This window comes from Photobacterium aquae (genome assembly GCF_001029445.1).
GTDB lineage: Bacteria > Pseudomonadota > Gammaproteobacteria > Enterobacterales > Vibrionaceae > Photobacterium > Photobacterium aquae.
Window position 1 is genome coordinate 28,088 of sequence record NZ_LDOT01000012.1, and the last position, 18,393, is coordinate 46,480.

Below are 18,393 nucleotides of genomic sequence, written 5' to 3' on the forward strand. Positions count from 1 at the left end.
CTTACTCAAATCTAAATAGTTCAACCTGCGTCAACGCAGCGGCATTTTTATCTGCCAACCAAATCTGACGAGTACCAATTTTGTTGATGGTTCTACCGTCTGGCAGCTCATCCCCTTCACCCAAGGTCATAAAACTGGCATCCGCCATTTCAATCAGGGCTTGTGCTTTGTCTTCCTTGATAATGGCAACCAATTTCCATTGTTTTCCGGCCACCTGTTGCTTGGTAATCTCTTGATCACTTTGTGTAGATGCTGACTTTTCGCTACTTTCCTCAAGTTGTGCAGGTATTCCCTCTCCAAGCGGGCTGCGATCCCTACTGAACAAATCACTGCTGGCATAGTTATCCAACCAATGAGGTGCTATCACTTCCGTTTGCTTAACCCCAGCTAGAGCCAGCGGATCATAATTTTCCTCATGATCAGCAAGAGAGAGCCATGTCGCCCCCCATCCTCCGGCTACCGTCAAAACCAAAGCCAATACACCTACCTTCATTGATGTCATGTTAATTCCTCTTTGCCTGCGACAGTTGTTTCAGTTCGCTGTCTGGCAACTTACGGTAAGCCGATACAGTGACCTGCAATTCAGTGGCATCCTGCAACGTTCTTATTTGTACGGGCTTGGCTACAATCAACGTGTCTGACTGAGTCACTCCGTCTAGAAAAGTCATGATCTGCTTAGTGGTTCCCCTCAGAGTCAGGCGTATTAACACTTCAGCCCCCAGATTCGGCACTACTGGACCAACATCGAAACGGCGACCGTTAATTTTAAGATCATTGTTACGAATTAACGGATTCAATAGCGCCATCAGCCCTCCCTGTGCCGAAGAGTCAGAGGTTTCCTTGAGCAAAGCATTGGCATTACCGGCATTGATGGCCTTGACGTCTTGCTCAAGTTCACGCAGCTTGACAAGGCTATCAACAGCGCGCTGCTGCTTAGCAATCTGCACCGTTTGGCGCTCTATTTGCTCTATCGCACCACTACGCCAACTGAAATATGGGTTAATAACAACCGACCAAAACAGACAAATGGCAATCAATAACAACGACCACCGAATCAATGGACTATCAAGTTCGTGATCCAGCTTGTCCATAACAGGCTGTAACTGCTTAATCATGGCTAGCCTCCTTCAATTCAAGCTGCAAACGGAAGCTCTCTCGGTTATTGCTAACTTGGCGGATATCACTGATAAATGCCGCACTTTTCACTTGTTCCCACTGTTCTAACACCGCTGGCAACTCAGCAACATTAACCCCTTGCCCAACCAAAGTGACTGTCGGCATTTCTACCTCTATCGCAGTGAGATAAGTATCATGAGGGAGCTGTTTGCTAAGAGCCTGAAGGATCTGGCCAATGGCTACTTGCTCTTGCTTGTAATGCGTAATCGCACGGAGTTTTTTCTTTTCGAACTCCAGATGTTGACGAATAGTCACAGCTTCGCGACTCGGCATCGCCAATGACGCAGATTGCGCTTCGAGCTCAGACTGAGTGCTGCTGACAATCAAATAATCACCGGCAATCCATACCACTGCCGCCAAGGCGATTGCGCCAAGCGGCTTGAGGTATGTCTGTATATCGGTGAAGTCTGTAACGCCCTTGCGCTTACCGGCAGCGATAACACTGCGCTTAGGTTTGAACTCCAGTGGCAACGCATCTTTGTTCCACTCTCCTCGGTAACCCATTTGGAAAAGGGCATCATTGCTGGCAATCCAACGTTGATAACGGCGCTCACACTGCTGTTGCTGTAATGGTGTCGTAACAGGGTGTACCCCCTGAACCAAACCATGTTGGTCAACTGCCAATGACCAATGCTGTCCTAGCACACTGTGCAGCAGTACCTGCTGCGGCCCTACCGCGCTGGCCAGATAAGCGCTCAAAGGCACAATATGGGTTGGCGCTATATCGCCAAGCAAACCTTGCTCGACACTTTCATCCCAGATCCATACCGCGACCCGCCAAGACTCACCCACTTTCTGGGTTTGAAAATACGAGGCAGTCTGCGGCCAAATGGTCCATTGCTCGATATCTGAACTCAGGCATTCGGCTATTTCTCCGGCCGTCACATATTCCGCATCGTATTCAAGCTGCTTGAACAAGCAGCGCTGAGGCGGAACGAGCCAGATTACCTTGTCCAATATTTGGGCATTAACCGGGCCAGCCAACGGCTCGCCACCCAACGTCATTCGATGGCCTTGCTCATCGGCGACGATTTCGTAATGCGCAATCCATGTTTTGCTATTTTTGTCTTTCATTTAATACCTTGCAGCATCTGGGTATTGCCATAACGTCCGTTTGTAAAGCGGCAAGCCTCCGGCCGCTACTTCAACCATTGTTCTTGCTGAAAAAGCCTTGCCATGCAACCGGATCAAAAAACGGTTACTGGCTACGCTACCCATTTCGTCAAACAGCCCGGCAGCGCGCTGCAACTGCGCAAACTGCTGCCATTCTCCTTTCTCTCGAGCTTCAACCAATTTCTCTAACTGTGACTCGCTGACACCAAACACACCAGCCAGCAATTCTGCTGGCATTGAGGCATAGTTTTGCCAACCAACACCACCGACTACCAAGTAATCCCTCAATCCGTGAGGGACTTTTTCGTTGCCTGTGTTGAATACTCCGCTTTGCGCTATGACCGATATTTCCAATAACTCGTCGACACCACGCATAAAGGAGTTACGTGGCAGCACTTCATCATCGTCGCCCATAGTAGGCATCCGGCCAAAACCGCCAGGCTTGCGCCACTCGTTAACAATACTCGCCCAATCACTGGCCTCTGAGGGCTCGACATAAAGACGAAATAGACGAAACAAGTTTTCCTGAGAAGCCAATGCCAAGCTGATCAGCCCAGCGTTATCCTGCACGCTCGCCTCAACACCATCAATATTGAAAAGCGAGCCATCAACGGGAACTGACTTGCCCTCGAGCATAAAGCGTCCCGGCTCAGGTGTTCCGGTTGACAATACAAAGACAATTTCTTGCACCGCATCGCTGACTGACAAGAAATCACTAAATTCCTGCTTTTTATCGGCAACCTCTTCGATGGCACTACGGGCTTTTGCCATTACACCCATCGCCAATACTGACAAAATGGCCATAACAATCAGGGTTAACGGTAGAATCGCCCCTTTTTCTTTTTTCATCAGCCCCTCCCGAACATCGGTGACAATGCATCACTGTGATAGATAACGGGAAACTCCCACTGCCATGTTTGGCTATTTGCCGTTTCAAATTGAATACCAACTCGGTTGGGCAAACTCTCTTCCAGCTTGGCGGTAAAATGGGTAATCCACTCGGGAGCATCTCGGTAATACTGCTGATAGCGGAGTTCAACACTGCGGACATCGCCATTAAAAGGTAAATGCTGACCGGCATAATAGCTAAAGCGAATTGTCTTCATACCTTCGAGCAGTACAAACCACTGTTCATCGCCCCAGTTAATACCACGCTGAATATCTGCATTGAATTTCTGACGATACTCCAGATTAAAACCACTACCATTGGCCTTAACCCTAAGCTGAATAGCTGCTGTTCGACCTGGGCCCGTCAGTACTGGCGAAGCCGAAATAAACTGCATCTCACTTGGGGAACCTTCGAAATATGCGCCAAGCGAACCGCCCGGATACACATACTGGGCCGAAATCGCCTGCTCGAAAAGCGGGTAGAACCATGCTTCTCTTTTCAATACGTATTGCTGCTGGCTCATTCCTCGCAGCGAACGCTTCCAGGTATTTACCCCTTGGTCAAACGCCGTCAGCGTAATCGCCAATACTGACGAGAAAATCGTCAATGCAACCAGCAGCTCTATGATGGTGAAACCTTGTTGCCGCTTCACTTCTTCCATCCCAGATGTTTAAACCGAAACTGATCCAACGCCTGTTGGCTCTCATTGGGGTAGATACTGACGTTAATCTGGTACAACGCGACCTGATAGCGAACCAGTGCTTCTCGGGAATGCTGCTGGCGAAAATCAGAAATCCGCCGGGCTTGCCAGCGATACTCCCAATGACCGTCATGACCCTTGCCGCTGCTTTGCTCCGCCGGGTTTACCTCGGCAATACGATGGTATATCCGCTTTTTTGCCGACAGCATAACGGCGACCTTCTCGGCCTTTGCCAACTGATTCTGCCCGGCATCAAACAATGGAAGGACCGCCGCCAGCAAGCTCACCAAGACAACCGAGGCAACCAAAACCTCAATAAGACCAAAGCCTTTGCTATTGCGCATAAACCTGCGATACCTCTACATCACCATCCAACGGGCGGTACCAAATGCGCCAACTCAAACCAGATGGGGCCTGCAAAAACACCTCGCCGCCATTGGTTACACCGTTGACCAAAAAACGCAATTGCTCGGCCTCGGCAACCGCCCAGCCCTCAGGCAAAGTAACCAAAGCGAGCCGGGAGGCTGATTGCCGATCCTGAGACAAGTAATCACCCTGATTGATAATGAGCGGCTTGCCTGCCCGGCGATATTCACGCTTTAGTGCTGCGATACGAGCAACAACGGTATCGACCTCGCCTTGCTCTACCCGTTTGGCATAGAAGTTCCATACCTTGGGGGCGGCAAAACCGACCATTGACGATATCAACACCAGCACGACCATCAGTTCAATGAGCGTGAAACCCTGATGCGACTTAGAAGACACCGATATCCTCATTTTCACCGGTACCGCCTTCTTTGCCGTCTTTACCTAGGGTGTAAAGGGCAAAGTCGCCATTATCTTTGAGTTTGTACATATATGCCTTGCCCCAAGGGTCAGCAGGCACATCTTTGGCCAGGTAAGGACCATCCCAACCCACGGCAGAGCCCGGGGCACTCATCAATGCAGGCAAGCCCTGCTCTGTTGTCGGATAATCACCGACATCAAGGCGGTAGGTATTCAATGCCGAGGAGAACAGTTCGATTTGTGCCGAGGCGACCTTGGTCTTTGACGAGCCAACCTTATTGAATAATTTGGGCCCGACCAGACCGGCCAGCAAGGAGATAAGCACCAAAACAACGAGCATTTCGATCAGGGTAAAGCCACGCTGTTGACCGCGTTTTTCAACTTTCATAAGAACAACCTATATTGCGATATCGTTAACTGAAATAATGCCCGAGATAAGGACGATCATGATGGAGCCGATCAATCCCCCCATCACGACAATGACTGAGGGCTCAAGCAGGGTAATGGCCCGCTTCAACGCGTTTTTCATGCGGCGCTCGTACAATACGGCGATTTCACCGAAACTCTCTGGTAATGTCGCCCCGTTCTCACCAACCGCGATCATCTGGATCACCAAGTTAGGGAATACTTCTTTCTTGCGCAGCGAATCAGAGAATGACTCCCCTTGCTTAATGCCGTTCACCGCGTCGGCGAGCCGCCGTCTCAACCGCTCTTGGGAGAGGCCTTCGGCCGAAAGCAATGCCCCTTCAAGCAGGTCTACACCGGCCCCCAACATCCGGGACATACTGGAAGAGAACTCGATGATGTCCCAATAGGCAATCACGTCGCGGGTAAACGGCAGCCGGCCTGCAATGCGGTAAAACGTCGCCTGCACCCGCCCTTCCTGAATGCCCCACACCGTCAGGCCAACAGTAAAAATCAACACCGTCATGACGATCGTCATGTTGCTGTTAAAGAAATCAGCCACCGCAAGCAAGGTCGCCAACGCAGAGCTCTGCCCACTCTCCGAATCCACCATAGATTCAAAGTTAGGAAGTACGAAACTAAATAGAAACAGCAAGATAGAAATACTGAACACCACCAGAAACGCAGGATAAGTCAGGGCACTTTTGATCTCGCCGACCAACTCAGCTTCTTTCTCTACCCGCTGGGCAATGCTGTACAACGCTGTTGGCAGATCACCATTGGCTTCGCCCAACCGCACCATAGAGGGCACATAACGAGGAAATACAAAGGGCTGGCATTCCAGTGCTTCTGACAAGCTAAAGCCGTTGTGCAGAAACTCGTGGACTTTCTTCCATGCCTGCTTGAGGTGCTTGTCCTCGCTAAGTTCGGCAATGGCATTCACCGCCTTGTCCAATCCCATCCCGCTTTTGCGCAAGCTGGCCAGTTCCCGCAAGCTGGTTAGCAGGGCTTCGCGGTCTACTTTCAGTGGAATGCGCTCAACACCCTTGCGTACAACCAAAGGCTGAATCCGCTTGGCTTCCAGTTTTTCCTTGGCCATGGGCATAGAATCGGCTGCTATCCAGCCCTCTACCGTTTCGCCGTGGGGATTACGGCCGATGTACTGGAAAAAACTCATCCCAGCACCCTTAATACTTCATCAAGCGATGTCAGTCCCTGTGCAGCACGCAACAGGCCGTCTTGCTTCAAGGTTCGCATCTGTTTGCTCGCCACCAATGCCTCGAGCTCTTTGGTCGTCATCTCGCCCAATTTATCGGCATCAGTGGTGATATTGAGCAGTTCAAAAACAGCAAAACGCCCGACATAACCGGTTTCATTACACTGCGGACAACCTTGAGGCTGGAAAAAAGCCGGCTGTTCAACAAGACCGGGATACGCCTCCATAATGGCGGGTAGCCCCAGCTGCTGCGCCTTCTCATGACCTTGATGATGCGGAGACTTACAATGCGGGCACAACTTGCGCAACAGTCGCTGGGCCATCACACCAACAATGGAGGATTTGATCAGGTAATCGGGAATACCCATATCTTTAAGGCGAACAAAACTGCTCGGCGCATCGTTGGTATGGAGCGTTGAGAGCACCAAGTGACCCGTCAGCGCGGCCTGAATAGCTATTTGGGCAGTTTCGGTATCTCGCATCTCACCCACCAGCATTACGTCGGGATCCTGACGCAAGCATGAGCGCAATACCTTGGCAAACGTCAGGCCGATTTCCGAATGAACCTGAATCTGAGTCAGTCCCGCCATCTGGTATTCAACCGGATCTTCAACGGTAATAATCTTGGTATCTTCGTTGTTGAGCTGATTGAGAATGGTATACAGCGATGTCGTTTTACCACTACCTGTCGGGCCGGTGATCAGGAAGATACCGTTTTTCTGCCGGATCACTTCCTGCAAATCGACCATATGATCAGGGAACATGGTCAACTGGGTAGACGCCTGGCTATTTTCGTTGGTCAGCAAACGTAAAACGACGTTTTCACCATGTACCGTCGGCGTCGTTGCCATACGAATATCAACCACTTTCCCCGCCAGGCGAACGCGAATACGCCCGTCTTGAGGCAGACGTTTTTCCGATATATCAAGTGAAGCCATTAGCTTCAGGCGAGAAATAACAGCAGCATGCATCGCCAATCCGGGCTGATCCACAACCTGCATCACGCCATCAATACGGAAACGTACCCGGAACACACCTTTGAAAATCTCAAAGTGCAAATCCGACGCCTTGGCAGTAATCGCCCGTTGAATGATATCGTTGACAAACTTAACGACCGGTGCAGACGAGTCATCCAGCACATCGGCCGACACACTGCCGGTAGGCTGTTTTTCAACATTGGAAAATAACTTGCGCAGTTCGAACGTACTGCAAAAGACAGGAATGACTTGCTTACCGGTGGCTTTTTCCAATGCCTCGATAACAAATGAATCGAAAACATCATTAAGACCAATCCAAATAACATCGGTCGCTGCTTCAAGCGGAAACGCCTGATGCTGCTCCCACCACGAAGGGTTGAGACCAAAGTCCTCGAATACTAAATCTTCAATCGTCGGGATATTTTGCAGTTCAAGAAACCCACTGAGTCGAGGGACGCTCAACTGCAAAGACAAACCGTCAAGCAACTGCTCCTCTGAGCAATAACCCAAAGCAATGAGTATTTCACCCACAAGGCGGCTGTCTTTTTGCTGAGCGGCTAACGCTTCATCTAATTGCTCAGTGGTGATAACTCGGTTATCAACCAGTATTTGCCCTATTTTCTTAGTCATACCCCGACCTAATTCGACTCTTTTCTGCCTGCAGCAAAAAGTGTGCTATTTGCGATACATCCAGCACAGTGCGAGCTTTCTTCGGCATACCCGTACTCACACTGCAAATCGCCTTCGTTTTATCTTTATAACCGACAGAATAGTACGTGAAACAAGACAGGTTATTTCCAAGGGGAATACATATTGCTTTAATATACAAACTTCAATCTAAAAAGGCATATTTACAATAAGCCCCATCATTTATGAAAATAACAAGCGCTGTGTCACATTTTTATCTGCATTGATGATATAAGTCACATCCAAAAAACAGCCTTATATCAAAGGAGCCTCATGATAAATCAATTCAAGTGAAAATGAAAAACAAACTGTTTATTTACACCGCTAAGTTCAGATTAACACCAACAACGAAAGCAAAATAAAAAATATCATAAATAACAATAAGATATAAGTGCGACGACTATATTTGGACATCACAAAGACAGAGGCAACAAAACCTAAATACGACCAAAAATATATACCAAGAGATATTGTTCAATATCACAATTTAATGAATGGACATATATTCGGGATAATTAATTAAACACAAAAAAATAATCAAAAAACTAACAGCGTGTACGACCTTGTCATTATTACCCCTTTGTATCCATTTATCTCTAGTAAATCTTATCCGTAAATGATGAATCAAGTACAACCTTAAAGCACAAACATTTTTACCGATCTCTTTTGTGCTTATTCACTCTCGCCTTCGATTCAAACACTCACTTGCATTAAATGTCGGGTTATATTTTGTTGCACTCAAAATCAAAAAATAATATTCAAGTGCTCAATAAACGAACAAAAGCCAGCAATCATGCTGGCTTTTATTAAACGATAAAAAATACGGTAACCTATTCGGCGTCGATTTCGTCTAGGTAATCATCAAGATACGTATCTTCCTCTACCGTATCTTCACTCACTACACCGCCTGTTGCACTGAAATTCTTATTCTGGATATAAGCATCACGAGTAAAAATGTAAGGATCTGGCGAGTCTTTCAACAAGGCCTCTTGCGGTACCAGTGCTGCCCGTGATTCCATCCCTTCAAATGCCCATTTACCCAAGCTTTGCCAGAACGTCAACAAATCTAACGGAAAGTACAAATCATCGACCATATCCCCTGCGCCTTCACGCAAGGTAATCGGACCATACATCGGCACCATGAAATAAGGACCATTCGGTACACCGTAGCGCCCCATAGTGTCTCCAAATTCACGATCGTTGGGTTTACGTATATCCGCAGCCGACGCAATATCAATCAAGCCTGCGACCCCAAAGGTACTGTTGATCCAGAAGCGGTTGAAATGCGCCACCGCCTGCTCACCTTCCAGCATCACGGCGCTATTGATCATACTGGCAGGTTCATCAAGGTTGGCGAGAAAGTTTTTGATGCCAGTACGAACAAAAGAAGGAACATAATCCATATACGCTATCGATACCGGCCGGGCAATATACGGGTCAAGGTAATCGTAGTTAATGCTCCACATCACGCGATTAAAATTTTCAAAAGGATCATAGACGCCGGGAACCGGGTAATCACCCTGCTCATCCACTTCCGCTTCTATTTCGGCCAGCAGTTCGGCATCAGTTTCATCACCGCTATCCCCCGACTGTGCTGTTACTGCCAGCGCCACTGTTTCTGCCTGCTCACTGGTGCCGCTCTGGACACCACCAGCAACACTTTCGTCGCTCGTTTCCAATACTGAAGTTGAAGATGGAGTCTGGGCACATCCGGACATAGCCAATGCAACAGCGAACGCCAATACACGCTTGTATTTCAAAGGGTGAACCATGAAGTCAATTACCTAACCATTATTAAAAAGCATATAAATATTATACCCAAGTTACCTTAATATGCTCATTGCGATGAGCAGCAGTGTTGAGTGCCGGAAATTGCAGGCCAAACAACAACACCCATAAAGATAACTAGCGACCGTTCGCCACTTTTTAACAAGTATCTTATACCGATTCGAGTGGCAACGAGATGTTTCATCAAAGAATCTTTGTTTTTGTCGAGCTGATATGCAATAAAGCCATGACCAAGATGGTCATGGCTACGAATATGCCCGACAACTAAACCATCAGTTAATCGTGAAGTTATACTGCGGCGAAAAATCAACAATACCGGTACTGCGCTGACTCTCTTCAATCACGGTGAACATCAATGCATCCACGCCCCGGTGCAAGAACTCCAGCGCCCCGTCAATCATCCCGGTACAGCCACAGTTGATAAAATAGGTGCCATTTCTTGCCATGCAGTTAAATTGAATCTGTACCGATACGCGTGATCCGGCATCCACCACATCAAGCACTACCTGAGAATCTTTATGCGAGGTTGCCCCGCCCACTTCAAACCCAGACAAGGTCTTAATCATCATACCGAAGCCGACACCAAATACGGTTTCTGAAAAATCGACGTCATAACAGAATGTATACGGCTTGCCCGAAGTTAGGATATTAACAATGTTACCTTGCTCGTTGGTCATTCGCGGGTTGGAAATCGTCGCCCCGCGACCTGCATACCACACGGTAGTGGATGGCTTGAGTTCGGGATTAAATAGCGACTGGTCGACTTTTACCTCAACCTCTTTTTTACGTTCTTCGGCTTTCTCGTCATCCAATGTACCATCGATAATGCGCTGTCTGAAGGCATCACGCTTCGACGGTTCCATATGCAGCAACTTATGGTAGTTATTAATAACATCTTTGGGATTGCCATCCATAAGCAGATCACCATGATCGATCAAGACAGCGCGATCACATAGTTCGACAATGCTTCCCGCACTGTGTGAAACCAATAAAATACTAACGCCTTGATCCTGAAGCTGTTTGATCCGTGAGAAGCACTTGCGCTGGAACGCGTCATCACCCACAGCCAATGCCTCATCAACAATCAAGATCTCTGGGTCGATATTGATGGCAACCGCAAATGCTAGACGCAGCATCATTCCTGACGAGTAGGTCTTGGCCGGGCGATCGATGAAATCCCCAATCGCCGCAAAATCAACAATATCCTGAAAACGGGCATCGATCTCTTCTTTGCTCAAGCCCAAAATCGACGCATTGAAAATGACGTTTTCACGGCCGGTAAACTCAGGATTGAACCCAGAACCCAGTTCCAGCAATGCCGCAATTCGCCCTGATACCTCCACCTCTCCCGAGGTAGGCTTCAGCACACCGGTTATGATTTGCAACAAGGTGGACTTGCCACTGCCATTGTGTCCGACAATGCCGACTGTCTCACCTTTTTTCACATCGAAAGTAATCCCTTTCAATGCAGCAAATTCGCGTTTGGCCTTGTTTTTCAGCAGAGATGTTTTCAGTAAATCCAATGGCGTATCATAAACCACGTATGTTTTTTCAATATCTCTAACGCTTATTGCTGTCATAATCTTACTGCCTTACATCACTTCAGGAAACTGCATTCACCCTCTTGGAAAGGCGAAAAGAAAGCTATCGTATTACCGCCACAGCAAATGTTACCTTTAATAAATATACTTAAAAGGTAACTAACTTGTGAATACAGCACTTTATTTTCAAGCCGTTGATAGTATCAACATCATGCTATAGCCACAAGTTTCCCCCATTTCCCTGTTACGGATCCTTGGGCTGCACCTTCAACTGAAAAAAAAGCCAGATGCTTTCCCGCATCTGGCTTTTGGTTTTCAATTCGAGATGAAAGATACCGTCAATACTGTTCGGCAATAACGATTTGAGCATCGCCGCCCAATGGAACGACCTTACTTTCACCGTACCAGTCACCCTTCTTGGTCATAACGTTACCGTCGGTATCGATACGAGCCTTGATGGTCATCTCTTTAAGCGATGTCATTGGGCGCTCAGGGATCATGCTATCACCATCTGTCAGGGTCAGCTCGAGCGGGAACGCCGATAACGGCAGTCGCTTGGCGGCCACCGGCATAGGTGCGCCGTCTGCTGAATGTACAGAGATAATCACAATACCCTGCTCTGGTACAGCAACGCTAGGCGCCAACGATACCTTCACCGAAACCGAATCTGCCGTGTTGCCTGCCGTTTTCATCTGGGCCTTGGCGCGCTCGATACTGCGATCCAGCATTTCGTTACGGCTGTCATCTTCACCGATCAGGCGCTTCATCATGCTCCAGTAAGCCACCGCATGCTCGAACTCGCCCTTTTCGAAGGCATCGAATGCCAACAGCGACATCGCCTGCAGGTTAGTATGATCAATACGGATCACCTGACGCAGCAACTGGCGGGCATTATCACTTTGAGCGGGGTCACCAATCATCAGCAATGCCTGACCGTAGCTCAACAGTACATCCGGATTATTAGGATCCAAGCGGTAGGCTTTCTCCAACGCACTTTGCGCGGTATCAGCATCACGGTTCGCCATGCCAATGCGACCCAAGAACAGCCAGCCAGTCGCATCATCTGGTCGACTCTGCATCTGGGTACGCAACGCCAGCGACAGATCGCTCATTTCCTGATCGGTCAGCGGCTCGTCATCGCTCTTCATCAAACGCTGGGTCAGCTCAGGCAAACGATCAATAGTATCCTGCCATTTCTGCACCTTATCCAAGCTACCAACTTTCATGTACATGCCGTAACACACTGCCACCAGTACAATCAGGCCAGGGATCAGCATCATAGGGCTGACATGGCTCGCCTGCTGCTTGGCATTGGCCGGCACATCATCAAGCAACGACTGCTGAAGCTCGACTTTGAGCTCATCCGTATTGCTTACCAAGCCTTCGCTGCTTTCCGATTCCAGCTCGGTCATACGATCTTTGAAGAACGCCTTGTTCAGTTCGTCACGACTCGCATCGTCATCCTGCTCTTTGCCAAGGTACATCGGCAGAACAAAAATCAAGATAGCAGCCAGCACCAACAGAACGGTAATTAGCCAAAACATCGTCATTTGCTCACCTTCCCGTTCTGGTTGTCAGCGTTGTTGCCATCGTTCTCCGATGCGTCAAGTTCAGTCATTAAGGCCTTGAGGCGGGCCTGCTCCTCGGCATCGAACTTACTGTCCGTCACCGGTTCACCACGCTTGCGCGAACGGAGTACCAGTACGGTAAAGCCTACCAGAATAAACACCACCGGACCGGCCCAAAGAATGATGGTCGACATCATCACTGGCGGGTTGTAGGTTACAAAATTCCCGTAACGGGCAATCATGTAATCAACAACATCGGTTTTGCTCTTGCCTTCGTTAAGCATCTCGAATGCCTTTTGACGCATATCTTGCGCCAGCGGGGCATTGGAATCGGCAATACTGTTATTCTGACATTTAGGACAGCGCAGGGTCTGGGTCAGCTCATGGAACTCCTTCTCCTGCTCAACGTCTTTGAACTCGTAAACATCAATCGCAGCCACGGCTGCCGGGGCTGTTGCAACTGCCGTCAAGGCCGCCACCGAGGTATAAGCCGTTACTGTCAGCGCCGCAGCAAAAAACGCCGAGCAAGCGCCTTTGAACAGGTTTACAGATTTCATCCTTTCGCCTCCTGACTGGCGACATTCGCTTGACCCGCCTGAGCCTCTTTGATCATCGCTTCGTACATTGGCTTGAGCTTGTCATTCCAATTACGGTCGTTCACATCGCCAACATGGCGGTAGCGGATAATGCCGTTGGCATCAATCAAGAAGGTTTCCGGTGCGCCGTAAACCCCCAGATCCATCCCCAGCATCCCGTTGCCATCAAACAGGCTGTGGATATACGGGTTGCCTAGCTCGTTGAGCCACTTCACGGCTTTTAGGCGCTCATCCTTATAGTTCAAACCGATAATCTTAACCCCCTCGCTGGCCAGTTGGTTAAGGTAGGTGTGCTCGGCATAGCAGGTCGGACACCATGTCGCCCATACGTTAAGCAGCAGAGGCTCACCCTTGAAGATATCTTGCTGGTAAAGCTTACCGCTCTCGACCAAGTCCTCAAGCTTGAACTTAGGAACAGGCTTGCCAACCAATACCGATTCAAGTTTGGTTGGATCATCGCCGCCTGCATTGCGGGTCAGCTGAACCATGAACATCACCACCAACCCTAGGAACAGTACCAGGGGAATAAATAACAGCTTCTTGTTCATCCGTTTGCCTTCGCCTCTTTATTCAGCTTGTTGTTCGCCGCCACTTTCTTAGTCGCTTTCCGGCGAAAACGGTAACGCTTGTCACTAATTGCGAATGCGCCACCCAGTGCCATCAGGGCTGCACCGGCCCAAATCCAGTTCACGAACGGTTTGTAGTAGATACGTACCGCCCATGCACCATCACCCAGCTTCTCGCCCATCGCGACGTACAAGTCACGGGTAACACCGCTGTCAATCGCCGCTTCGGTCATCATCGAGCCCGCCACGCTGTAGAAACGCTTCTCGGCATGCAAGGTGGTGACATGGATACCATTGCGGCTGATATTGAAATCGGCAATGTAGCCATCATAGTTCGGGCCGTCTGCATCTCGCAGGCCTGCAAACTGGTAGTTGTAACCCTGTACCTCTACGCTCTGCCCCGGGGCCAAGCGCACGTCGCGCTCGATGTCATAGTTTGACACCAGAGTGATACCAATAACGCTAACCGCCAAGCCGATATGGCCCAGCACCATTGCCCAATGGCTACGGCCCAACTTGCCAAGCCCCGTCCACAAATCGTGGCGGTGGGTCGCTCGCCCGTAGAGCTCGAAACCGTGCATCACCACGATCCATGCGGCCATTGCCATACCCAATACCGCCATTGGCTCGATCACATCGGCAAACAGCCACACGAAGCCAACCGCAAACGGGATAGTCACCAAGGCCGAGATGATCATCTGCTTGCTGATGCTAGACAGGTTGTCACGCTTCCAACGAACCAGCGGACCCACGCCCAAAATGAAGGCGAACGGGATCATCAACCAAGTAAACAGGGTGTTGAAGAACGGCACGCCGATAGACACCGAGCCTAGGCCAATCTGCTTGTGCACCAACGGCAACAGAGTACCAATCAGCACCACCAGCAAACCGGCAACCAACAGCAGGTTGTTGGCAAGCAGCAGGTTCTCACGGGAGAACAGGCTATAGTTACCACGCGAGCGAACCTGGCCACCACGCAGGGCATACAGCAGCAGCGAGCCGCCGATCACCACGACGAGGAAACCAAGGATAAACATACCGCGTGCCGGATCAGAGGCAAACGCGTGAACAGAAACCAATACGCCAGAGCGCACCAGGAAGGTACCCAGCAAGCTCAACGAGAAAGCAGAAATCGCCAGCAGCACGGTCCATGCTTTGAACGTACCGCGCTTCTCGGTCACCGCCAACGAGTGCATCAGCGCCGTACCTGTCAGCCAAGGCATGAACGAGGCATTTTCAACCGGATCCCAGAACCACCAGCCACCCCAGCCAAGTTCGTAGTATGCCCACCAAGAACCCAGAGCAATACCCAGCGTCAGGAACGACCATGCAGCAATCGTCCAAGGACGCGACCAACGCGCCCACGCAGTATCAAGACGGCCGGTCATCAGCGAGGCAATCGCAAAGGCAAACGCCACCGAGAAACCAACATAACCCATGTAAAGCAATGGCGGGTGAATGATCAGACCTGGGTCTTGCAACAATGGGTTAAGGTCACGGCCATCAACCGGGAAGAAAGGCAGGGTACGCAAGAACGGGTTAGAGGTCGCGACAATAAACAGCAAGAAGCCGATGGCGATCATACCCATCACCGATAACACGCGCGCCAGTGATTCCAACGGCATACCGCGGCTGAAAATAGCCACCGCCACCGCCCAGGCCGCCTGGATTAGCACCCATAGCAGCAGAGAACCTTCATGGCCACCCCACACCGCCGACAAGCGGTAGTACCACGGCAGCATTGAGTTGGAGTTGCTGGCGACATAGGCAACCGTAAAATCGTTGCTATAGAACGCCCAGCTCAAGATGATGAACGACAGCAAGATCATGCCGAACACCCCGTAGGTCAACGGACGTGCCATCCGCATCAAAGATTGATTACCCACCGATGCGCCATACAGCGGGTAGATGCTGAGCAAGATCGACAGACCAAGCGCAACAATCAGGCTGAAGTTGCCTAACTCAATAATCATTAGTTCGAACTACCTTGCAGTTGTGTTTCGGAATATTGCAGCGGCTCGTGAGTCTTTTTCATTGCTTCGGCCACTTCTGGCGGCATGTATTCTTCGTCGTGCTTGGCCAGTACTTCGTGAGCCTCAATAGTACGAGAATCAACCAGTACACCCTGGGCCACAATACCCTGCCCCTCACGGAACAGATCCGGCAGGATACCATCGTATTTCACGGTAACTGCAGGGCCAACGTCAGCCACATCGAAGCTGACCTGCAGCGATTGCGGATCACGCACTACCGACCCCGCCACGACCATACCGCCAATACGCAGGCGCTGGCCGACTTCAGGCTTAGTGCCGTCAGGCTTGCCGTTAACCAGTTCAGTCGGGGTATAGAACAGGTCCATGTTCTGGTTCAACGCGTAAAGCAGCAAACCAATGGTTGCGCCGAGGCCTACCACTAGCGCCAACACCAGGGTCAGGCGCTTTTTACGTCTCGGGTTCATAGTGTGTTCTCCAGTTTTTCCGCTTCTTTAATGCGCTGCTCGCGCGCAATCTTATTCTTGATTTCAGCCGCAATGCGGCGCTTGGTATTCAGGCTCGACACCATGATCCACAGCATCGCAGCAAAGGAGATACCGTAGGCGCTCCAGACGTACGGGGCATAGCCACCCATCGCCAAAAAGTCACTGAATGATTCAAAATGCATAGCAGCCTCACTTCAACATTTCACGCACCCAAGGGCGGTGGCTTTCACGGGCAATGATCTCATTACGCAGACGCACCAGCGTCAGCGCACCAAAGAAACAAGCAAAACCGATAATGTTCAACAACAGTGGCCATAGCATGCTGGCATCCATTGAAGGTTTGTCGAACTTAGTAATCGTTGCGCCTTGGTGCAGGGTATTCCACCACTCCACCGAGAAATGAATAATAGGCAGGTTGATCACGCCGACAATCGCCAAGATCCCGGCGGCCTTGGCAGCGGTCTTCTGATCGTCAAACGCATTGTATAGGGCAATCACCCCAAGGTAGAGAAAGAGCAGAATCAGCTCGGAAGTCAGGCGAGCATCCCACACCCACCATGCGCCCCACATCGGCTTACCCCAGATAGCACCTGTCAGCAGGGCAATCACGGTAAACACGGCACCAATCGGAGCCATCGCCAATGCGGCGTAATCAGACAGACGGATCTGCCAAACCAGGCCAATAAAGGCAGCTATCGCCATTGACATGTAGGCCCCCATCGACCAAATGGCCGCAGGTACATGTAGGTAAACGATTCGGAAACTGTCGCCCTGCTGGTAATCAGTCGGGGCAAACATAAGCCCCCATACCGTACCAATTACAATCGACAGCAAGGCAATCACCGAAAACCAGGGTAGCAAGCTGCCGCAAAGGCGGTAGCAATTCTCAGCTTTCGCGTAGGGATGTAACCACTTCCACATAATTCTGCTCTACTCGTGTAATAGTAATATGTACGTTCCCGCCTACCAGATAGCTCACTCACATGCGCTGCCTGAGTAGAGAAAACGTTATTCATCATTCTCTTAGACCAATCTCTGTGGAATACTCCCAAATGGGTATTCCGTCATCAATCGGTCGCTTCCTTGTGTTTGCTCAAACTCTCACCGAATCCCTACCGGCAAGATCAAAAAATTTTCAACCCATTTAAGTCTAAAGCAAATAACTGCCACCTATTGTAAGCATTATCAGTTAATTGCTAAAAGATCTGATTAGGTTACTTAATTGTAATCATTTATTGCACACTTATGCGTAACGAAGCTGCAACAGCAAACGGAGACAAGGTGGCAGAACCGACCAACATCGCCCCCATCAATGCCAATTGACCGTTGTATGGCATCCCTAGGCCCGCCGCATCTATCGCGGAGGTCGCGAATATAAGCACAGGAATATAGAGCGGCAAAATGAGCAGACTCAATAAAACCCCACCTTTTCGCAACCCGACGGTCAGGGCGACCCCGATAGATCCCAGAAAACTCAACGTTGGCGTACCGATAAGCAGGGTTAGCACCACCGCTTTCCAAGTCGCCCAATCCAACGACAACAATATCGCCAGCAACGGGCTGATCAAGATCAGCGGCAGCCCTGTCAGCAGCCAGTGGGCCAGCATCTTGGCAAACGCCAATACCGGCAACGGGGTCGGCATCAGCAACATTTGCTCCAACGAGCCATCGACAAAATCGTCACGGAACAAACGCTCCATCGACAGCAACGCCGCCAGCAACGCGGCAACCCATACGATCCCCGGAGCAATGCGCGCCAACAGATTTGGCTCAGGCCCGATACCGAGCGGAAACAAGGTGATCACTATGATGAAAAACCACAACGGGTTGAAAATCTCAGCCTGACGTCGAAAGGCGATCAGCAGCTCACGGCGGATCACCTGGGTTAGTTCGCGGATCATATATC

General features: G+C 50.0%; 20 protein-coding genes. All 20 read right to left on the reverse strand.

Translation table 11 applies throughout. The features are described from left to right. Position 1 precedes the first annotated feature (1 nt). Complete coding sequence (locus tag ABT56_RS09835) at positions 2–502, reverse strand: hypothetical protein (protein WP_047878697.1); 501 nt, start codon at positions 500–502, stop codon at positions 2–4. A gap of 1 nt (position 503) precedes the next feature. Beyond that, positions 504–1,115, reverse strand: coding sequence for a hypothetical protein (locus ABT56_RS09840; protein WP_047878698.1), 612 nt, complete (start codon positions 1,113–1,115; stop codon positions 504–506). Beyond that, positions 1,108–2,250, reverse strand: a complete 1,143-nt coding sequence (locus ABT56_RS09845) for a PilN domain-containing protein (RefSeq protein ID WP_047878699.1) — start codon at positions 2,248–2,250, stop codon at positions 1,108–1,110. Before ABT56_RS09845 ends, ABT56_RS09840 begins: the two co-directional genes overlap by 8 nt. Next, a complete protein-coding gene (locus ABT56_RS09850) occupies positions 2,251–3,138 on the reverse strand; it encodes a type II secretion system protein GspK (protein ID WP_047878700.1) in 888 nt (295 codons plus the stop codon). After that, positions 3,138–3,830 carry a PulJ/GspJ family protein gene (locus tag ABT56_RS09855; protein WP_169753897.1) on the reverse strand — a complete coding sequence of 231 codons (693 nt, stop codon included), beginning with the start codon at positions 3,828–3,830 and terminating at the stop codon, positions 3,138–3,140. Before ABT56_RS09855 ends, ABT56_RS09850 begins: the two co-directional genes overlap by 1 nt. Further along, complete coding sequence (locus ABT56_RS09860) at positions 3,827–4,222, reverse strand: prepilin-type N-terminal cleavage/methylation domain-containing protein (RefSeq protein WP_047878702.1); 396 nt, start codon at positions 4,220–4,222, stop codon at positions 3,827–3,829. Before ABT56_RS09860 ends, ABT56_RS09855 begins: the two co-directional genes overlap by 4 nt. Further along, positions 4,212–4,643 (reverse strand): pilus assembly FimT family protein, encoded by a 432-nt coding sequence (locus ABT56_RS09865; protein ID WP_047878703.1) that lies wholly within the window; start codon positions 4,641–4,643, stop codon positions 4,212–4,214. Before ABT56_RS09865 ends, ABT56_RS09860 begins: the two co-directional genes overlap by 11 nt. Further along, the gene (gene gspG, locus ABT56_RS09870) at positions 4,633–5,052 is read right to left on the reverse strand and encodes a type II secretion system major pseudopilin GspG (protein WP_047878704.1); all 420 of its coding nucleotides are present in this window, start codon (positions 5,050–5,052) and stop codon (positions 4,633–4,635) included. Before gspG ends, ABT56_RS09865 begins: the two co-directional genes overlap by 11 nt. 9 nt (positions 5,053–5,061) lie before the next feature. Next, entirely contained in the window at positions 5,062–6,246 is a 1,185-nt protein-coding gene (locus ABT56_RS09875) for a type II secretion system F family protein (RefSeq protein WP_047878705.1), read from the reverse strand. Then, the gene (locus tag ABT56_RS09880; RefSeq protein WP_047878706.1) at positions 6,243–7,892 is read right to left on the reverse strand and encodes a GspE/PulE family protein; all 1,650 of its coding nucleotides are present in this window, start codon (positions 7,890–7,892) and stop codon (positions 6,243–6,245) included. Before ABT56_RS09880 ends, ABT56_RS09875 begins: the two co-directional genes overlap by 4 nt. A gap of 887 nt (positions 7,893–8,779) precedes the next feature. Further along, complete coding sequence (locus ABT56_RS09885; RefSeq protein WP_240478290.1) at positions 8,780–9,709, reverse strand: MlaA family lipoprotein; 930 nt, start codon at positions 9,707–9,709, stop codon at positions 8,780–8,782. A 300-nt stretch (positions 9,710–10,009) separates the two neighbouring features. Continuing rightward, complete coding sequence (locus tag ABT56_RS09890; protein ID WP_084722209.1) at positions 10,010–11,317, reverse strand: ABC transporter ATP-binding protein; 1,308 nt, start codon at positions 11,315–11,317, stop codon at positions 10,010–10,012. A 299-nt stretch (positions 11,318–11,616) separates the two neighbouring features. Further along, on the reverse strand, positions 11,617–12,828 hold the full coding sequence (ccmI, locus tag ABT56_RS09895) for a c-type cytochrome biogenesis protein CcmI (RefSeq protein ID WP_047878707.1): 1,212 nt from the start codon (positions 12,826–12,828) through the stop codon (positions 11,617–11,619). Further along, a complete protein-coding gene (locus tag ABT56_RS09900; protein WP_084722210.1) occupies positions 12,825–13,403 on the reverse strand; it encodes a cytochrome c-type biogenesis protein in 579 nt (192 codons plus the stop codon). Before ABT56_RS09900 ends, ccmI begins: the two co-directional genes overlap by 4 nt. Next, complete coding sequence (locus tag ABT56_RS09905) at positions 13,400–13,990, reverse strand: DsbE family thiol:disulfide interchange protein (RefSeq protein WP_047878708.1); 591 nt, start codon at positions 13,988–13,990, stop codon at positions 13,400–13,402. The genes ABT56_RS09900 and ABT56_RS09905 overlap by 4 nt, the downstream gene beginning before the upstream one ends. Further along, on the reverse strand, positions 13,987–15,981 hold the full coding sequence (locus tag ABT56_RS09910; protein ID WP_047878709.1) for a heme lyase CcmF/NrfE family subunit: 1,995 nt from the start codon (positions 15,979–15,981) through the stop codon (positions 13,987–13,989). Before ABT56_RS09910 ends, ABT56_RS09905 begins: the two co-directional genes overlap by 4 nt. Further along, positions 15,981–16,466, reverse strand: a complete 486-nt coding sequence (gene ccmE / locus ABT56_RS09915; protein WP_047878710.1) for a cytochrome c maturation protein CcmE — start codon at positions 16,464–16,466, stop codon at positions 15,981–15,983. The genes ABT56_RS09910 and ccmE overlap by 1 nt, the downstream gene beginning before the upstream one ends. After that, the gene (gene ccmD / locus ABT56_RS09920; protein WP_047878711.1) at positions 16,463–16,669 is read right to left on the reverse strand and encodes a heme exporter protein CcmD; all 207 of its coding nucleotides are present in this window, start codon (positions 16,667–16,669) and stop codon (positions 16,463–16,465) included. Before ccmD ends, ccmE begins: the two co-directional genes overlap by 4 nt. A gap of 7 nt (positions 16,670–16,676) precedes the next feature. Continuing rightward, complete coding sequence (locus tag ABT56_RS09925; protein WP_047878712.1) at positions 16,677–17,408, reverse strand: heme ABC transporter permease; 732 nt, start codon at positions 17,406–17,408, stop codon at positions 16,677–16,679. A gap of 311 nt (positions 17,409–17,719) precedes the next feature. Continuing rightward, the gene (gene ccmB / locus ABT56_RS09930) at positions 17,720–18,388 is read right to left on the reverse strand and encodes a heme exporter protein CcmB (protein ID WP_047878713.1); all 669 of its coding nucleotides are present in this window, start codon (positions 18,386–18,388) and stop codon (positions 17,720–17,722) included. Between the last annotated feature and the right edge of the window lie 5 nt (positions 18,389–18,393).

Excerpts from the sequence above, each read along its gene's own strand:
- ABT56_RS09835 (WP_047878697.1), bottom strand. The coding sequence starts at position 502 with ATGACATCAATGAAGGTAGGTGTATTGGCTTTGGTTTTGACGGTAGCC.
- ABT56_RS09840 (WP_047878698.1), bottom strand. The coding sequence starts at position 1,115 with ATGATTAAGCAGTTACAGCCTGTTATGGACAAGCTGGATCACGAACTT.
- ABT56_RS09845 (WP_047878699.1), bottom strand. The coding sequence starts at position 2,250 with ATGAAAGACAAAAATAGCAAAACATGGATTGCGCATTACGAAATCGTC.
- ABT56_RS09850 (WP_047878700.1), bottom strand. The coding sequence starts at position 3,138 with ATGAAAAAAGAAAAAGGGGCGATTCTACCGTTAACCCTGATTGTTATG.
- ABT56_RS09860 (WP_047878702.1), bottom strand. The coding sequence starts at position 4,222 with ATGCGCAATAGCAAAGGCTTTGGTCTTATTGAGGTTTTGGTTGCCTCG.
- gspG (WP_047878704.1), bottom strand. The coding sequence starts at position 5,052 with ATGAAAGTTGAAAAACGCGGTCAACAGCGTGGCTTTACCCTGATCGAA.
- ABT56_RS09875 (WP_047878705.1), bottom strand. The coding sequence starts at position 6,246 with ATGAGTTTTTTCCAGTACATCGGCCGTAATCCCCACGGCGAAACGGTA.
- ABT56_RS09880 (WP_047878706.1), bottom strand. The coding sequence starts at position 7,892 with ATGACTAAGAAAATAGGGCAAATACTGGTTGATAACCGAGTTATCACC.
- ABT56_RS09890 (WP_084722209.1), bottom strand. The coding sequence starts at position 11,317 with ATGACAGCAATAAGCGTTAGAGATATTGAAAAAACATACGTGGTTTAT.
- ccmI (WP_047878707.1), bottom strand. The coding sequence starts at position 12,828 with ATGACGATGTTTTGGCTAATTACCGTTCTGTTGGTGCTGGCTGCTATC.
- ABT56_RS09900 (WP_084722210.1), bottom strand. The coding sequence starts at position 13,403 with ATGAAATCTGTAAACCTGTTCAAAGGCGCTTGCTCGGCGTTTTTTGCT.
- ABT56_RS09905 (WP_047878708.1), bottom strand. The coding sequence starts at position 13,990 with ATGAACAAGAAGCTGTTATTTATTCCCCTGGTACTGTTCCTAGGGTTG.
- ABT56_RS09910 (WP_047878709.1), bottom strand. The coding sequence starts at position 15,981 with ATGATTATTGAGTTAGGCAACTTCAGCCTGATTGTTGCGCTTGGTCTG.
- ccmE (WP_047878710.1), bottom strand. The coding sequence starts at position 16,466 with ATGAACCCGAGACGTAAAAAGCGCCTGACCCTGGTGTTGGCGCTAGTG.
- ccmD (WP_047878711.1), bottom strand. The coding sequence starts at position 16,669 with ATGCATTTTGAATCATTCAGTGACTTTTTGGCGATGGGTGGCTATGCC.
- ABT56_RS09925 (WP_047878712.1), bottom strand. The coding sequence starts at position 17,408 with ATGTGGAAGTGGTTACATCCCTACGCGAAAGCTGAGAATTGCTACCGC.
- ccmB (WP_047878713.1), bottom strand. The coding sequence starts at position 18,388 with ATGATCCGCGAACTAACCCAGGTGATCCGCCGTGAGCTGCTGATCGCC.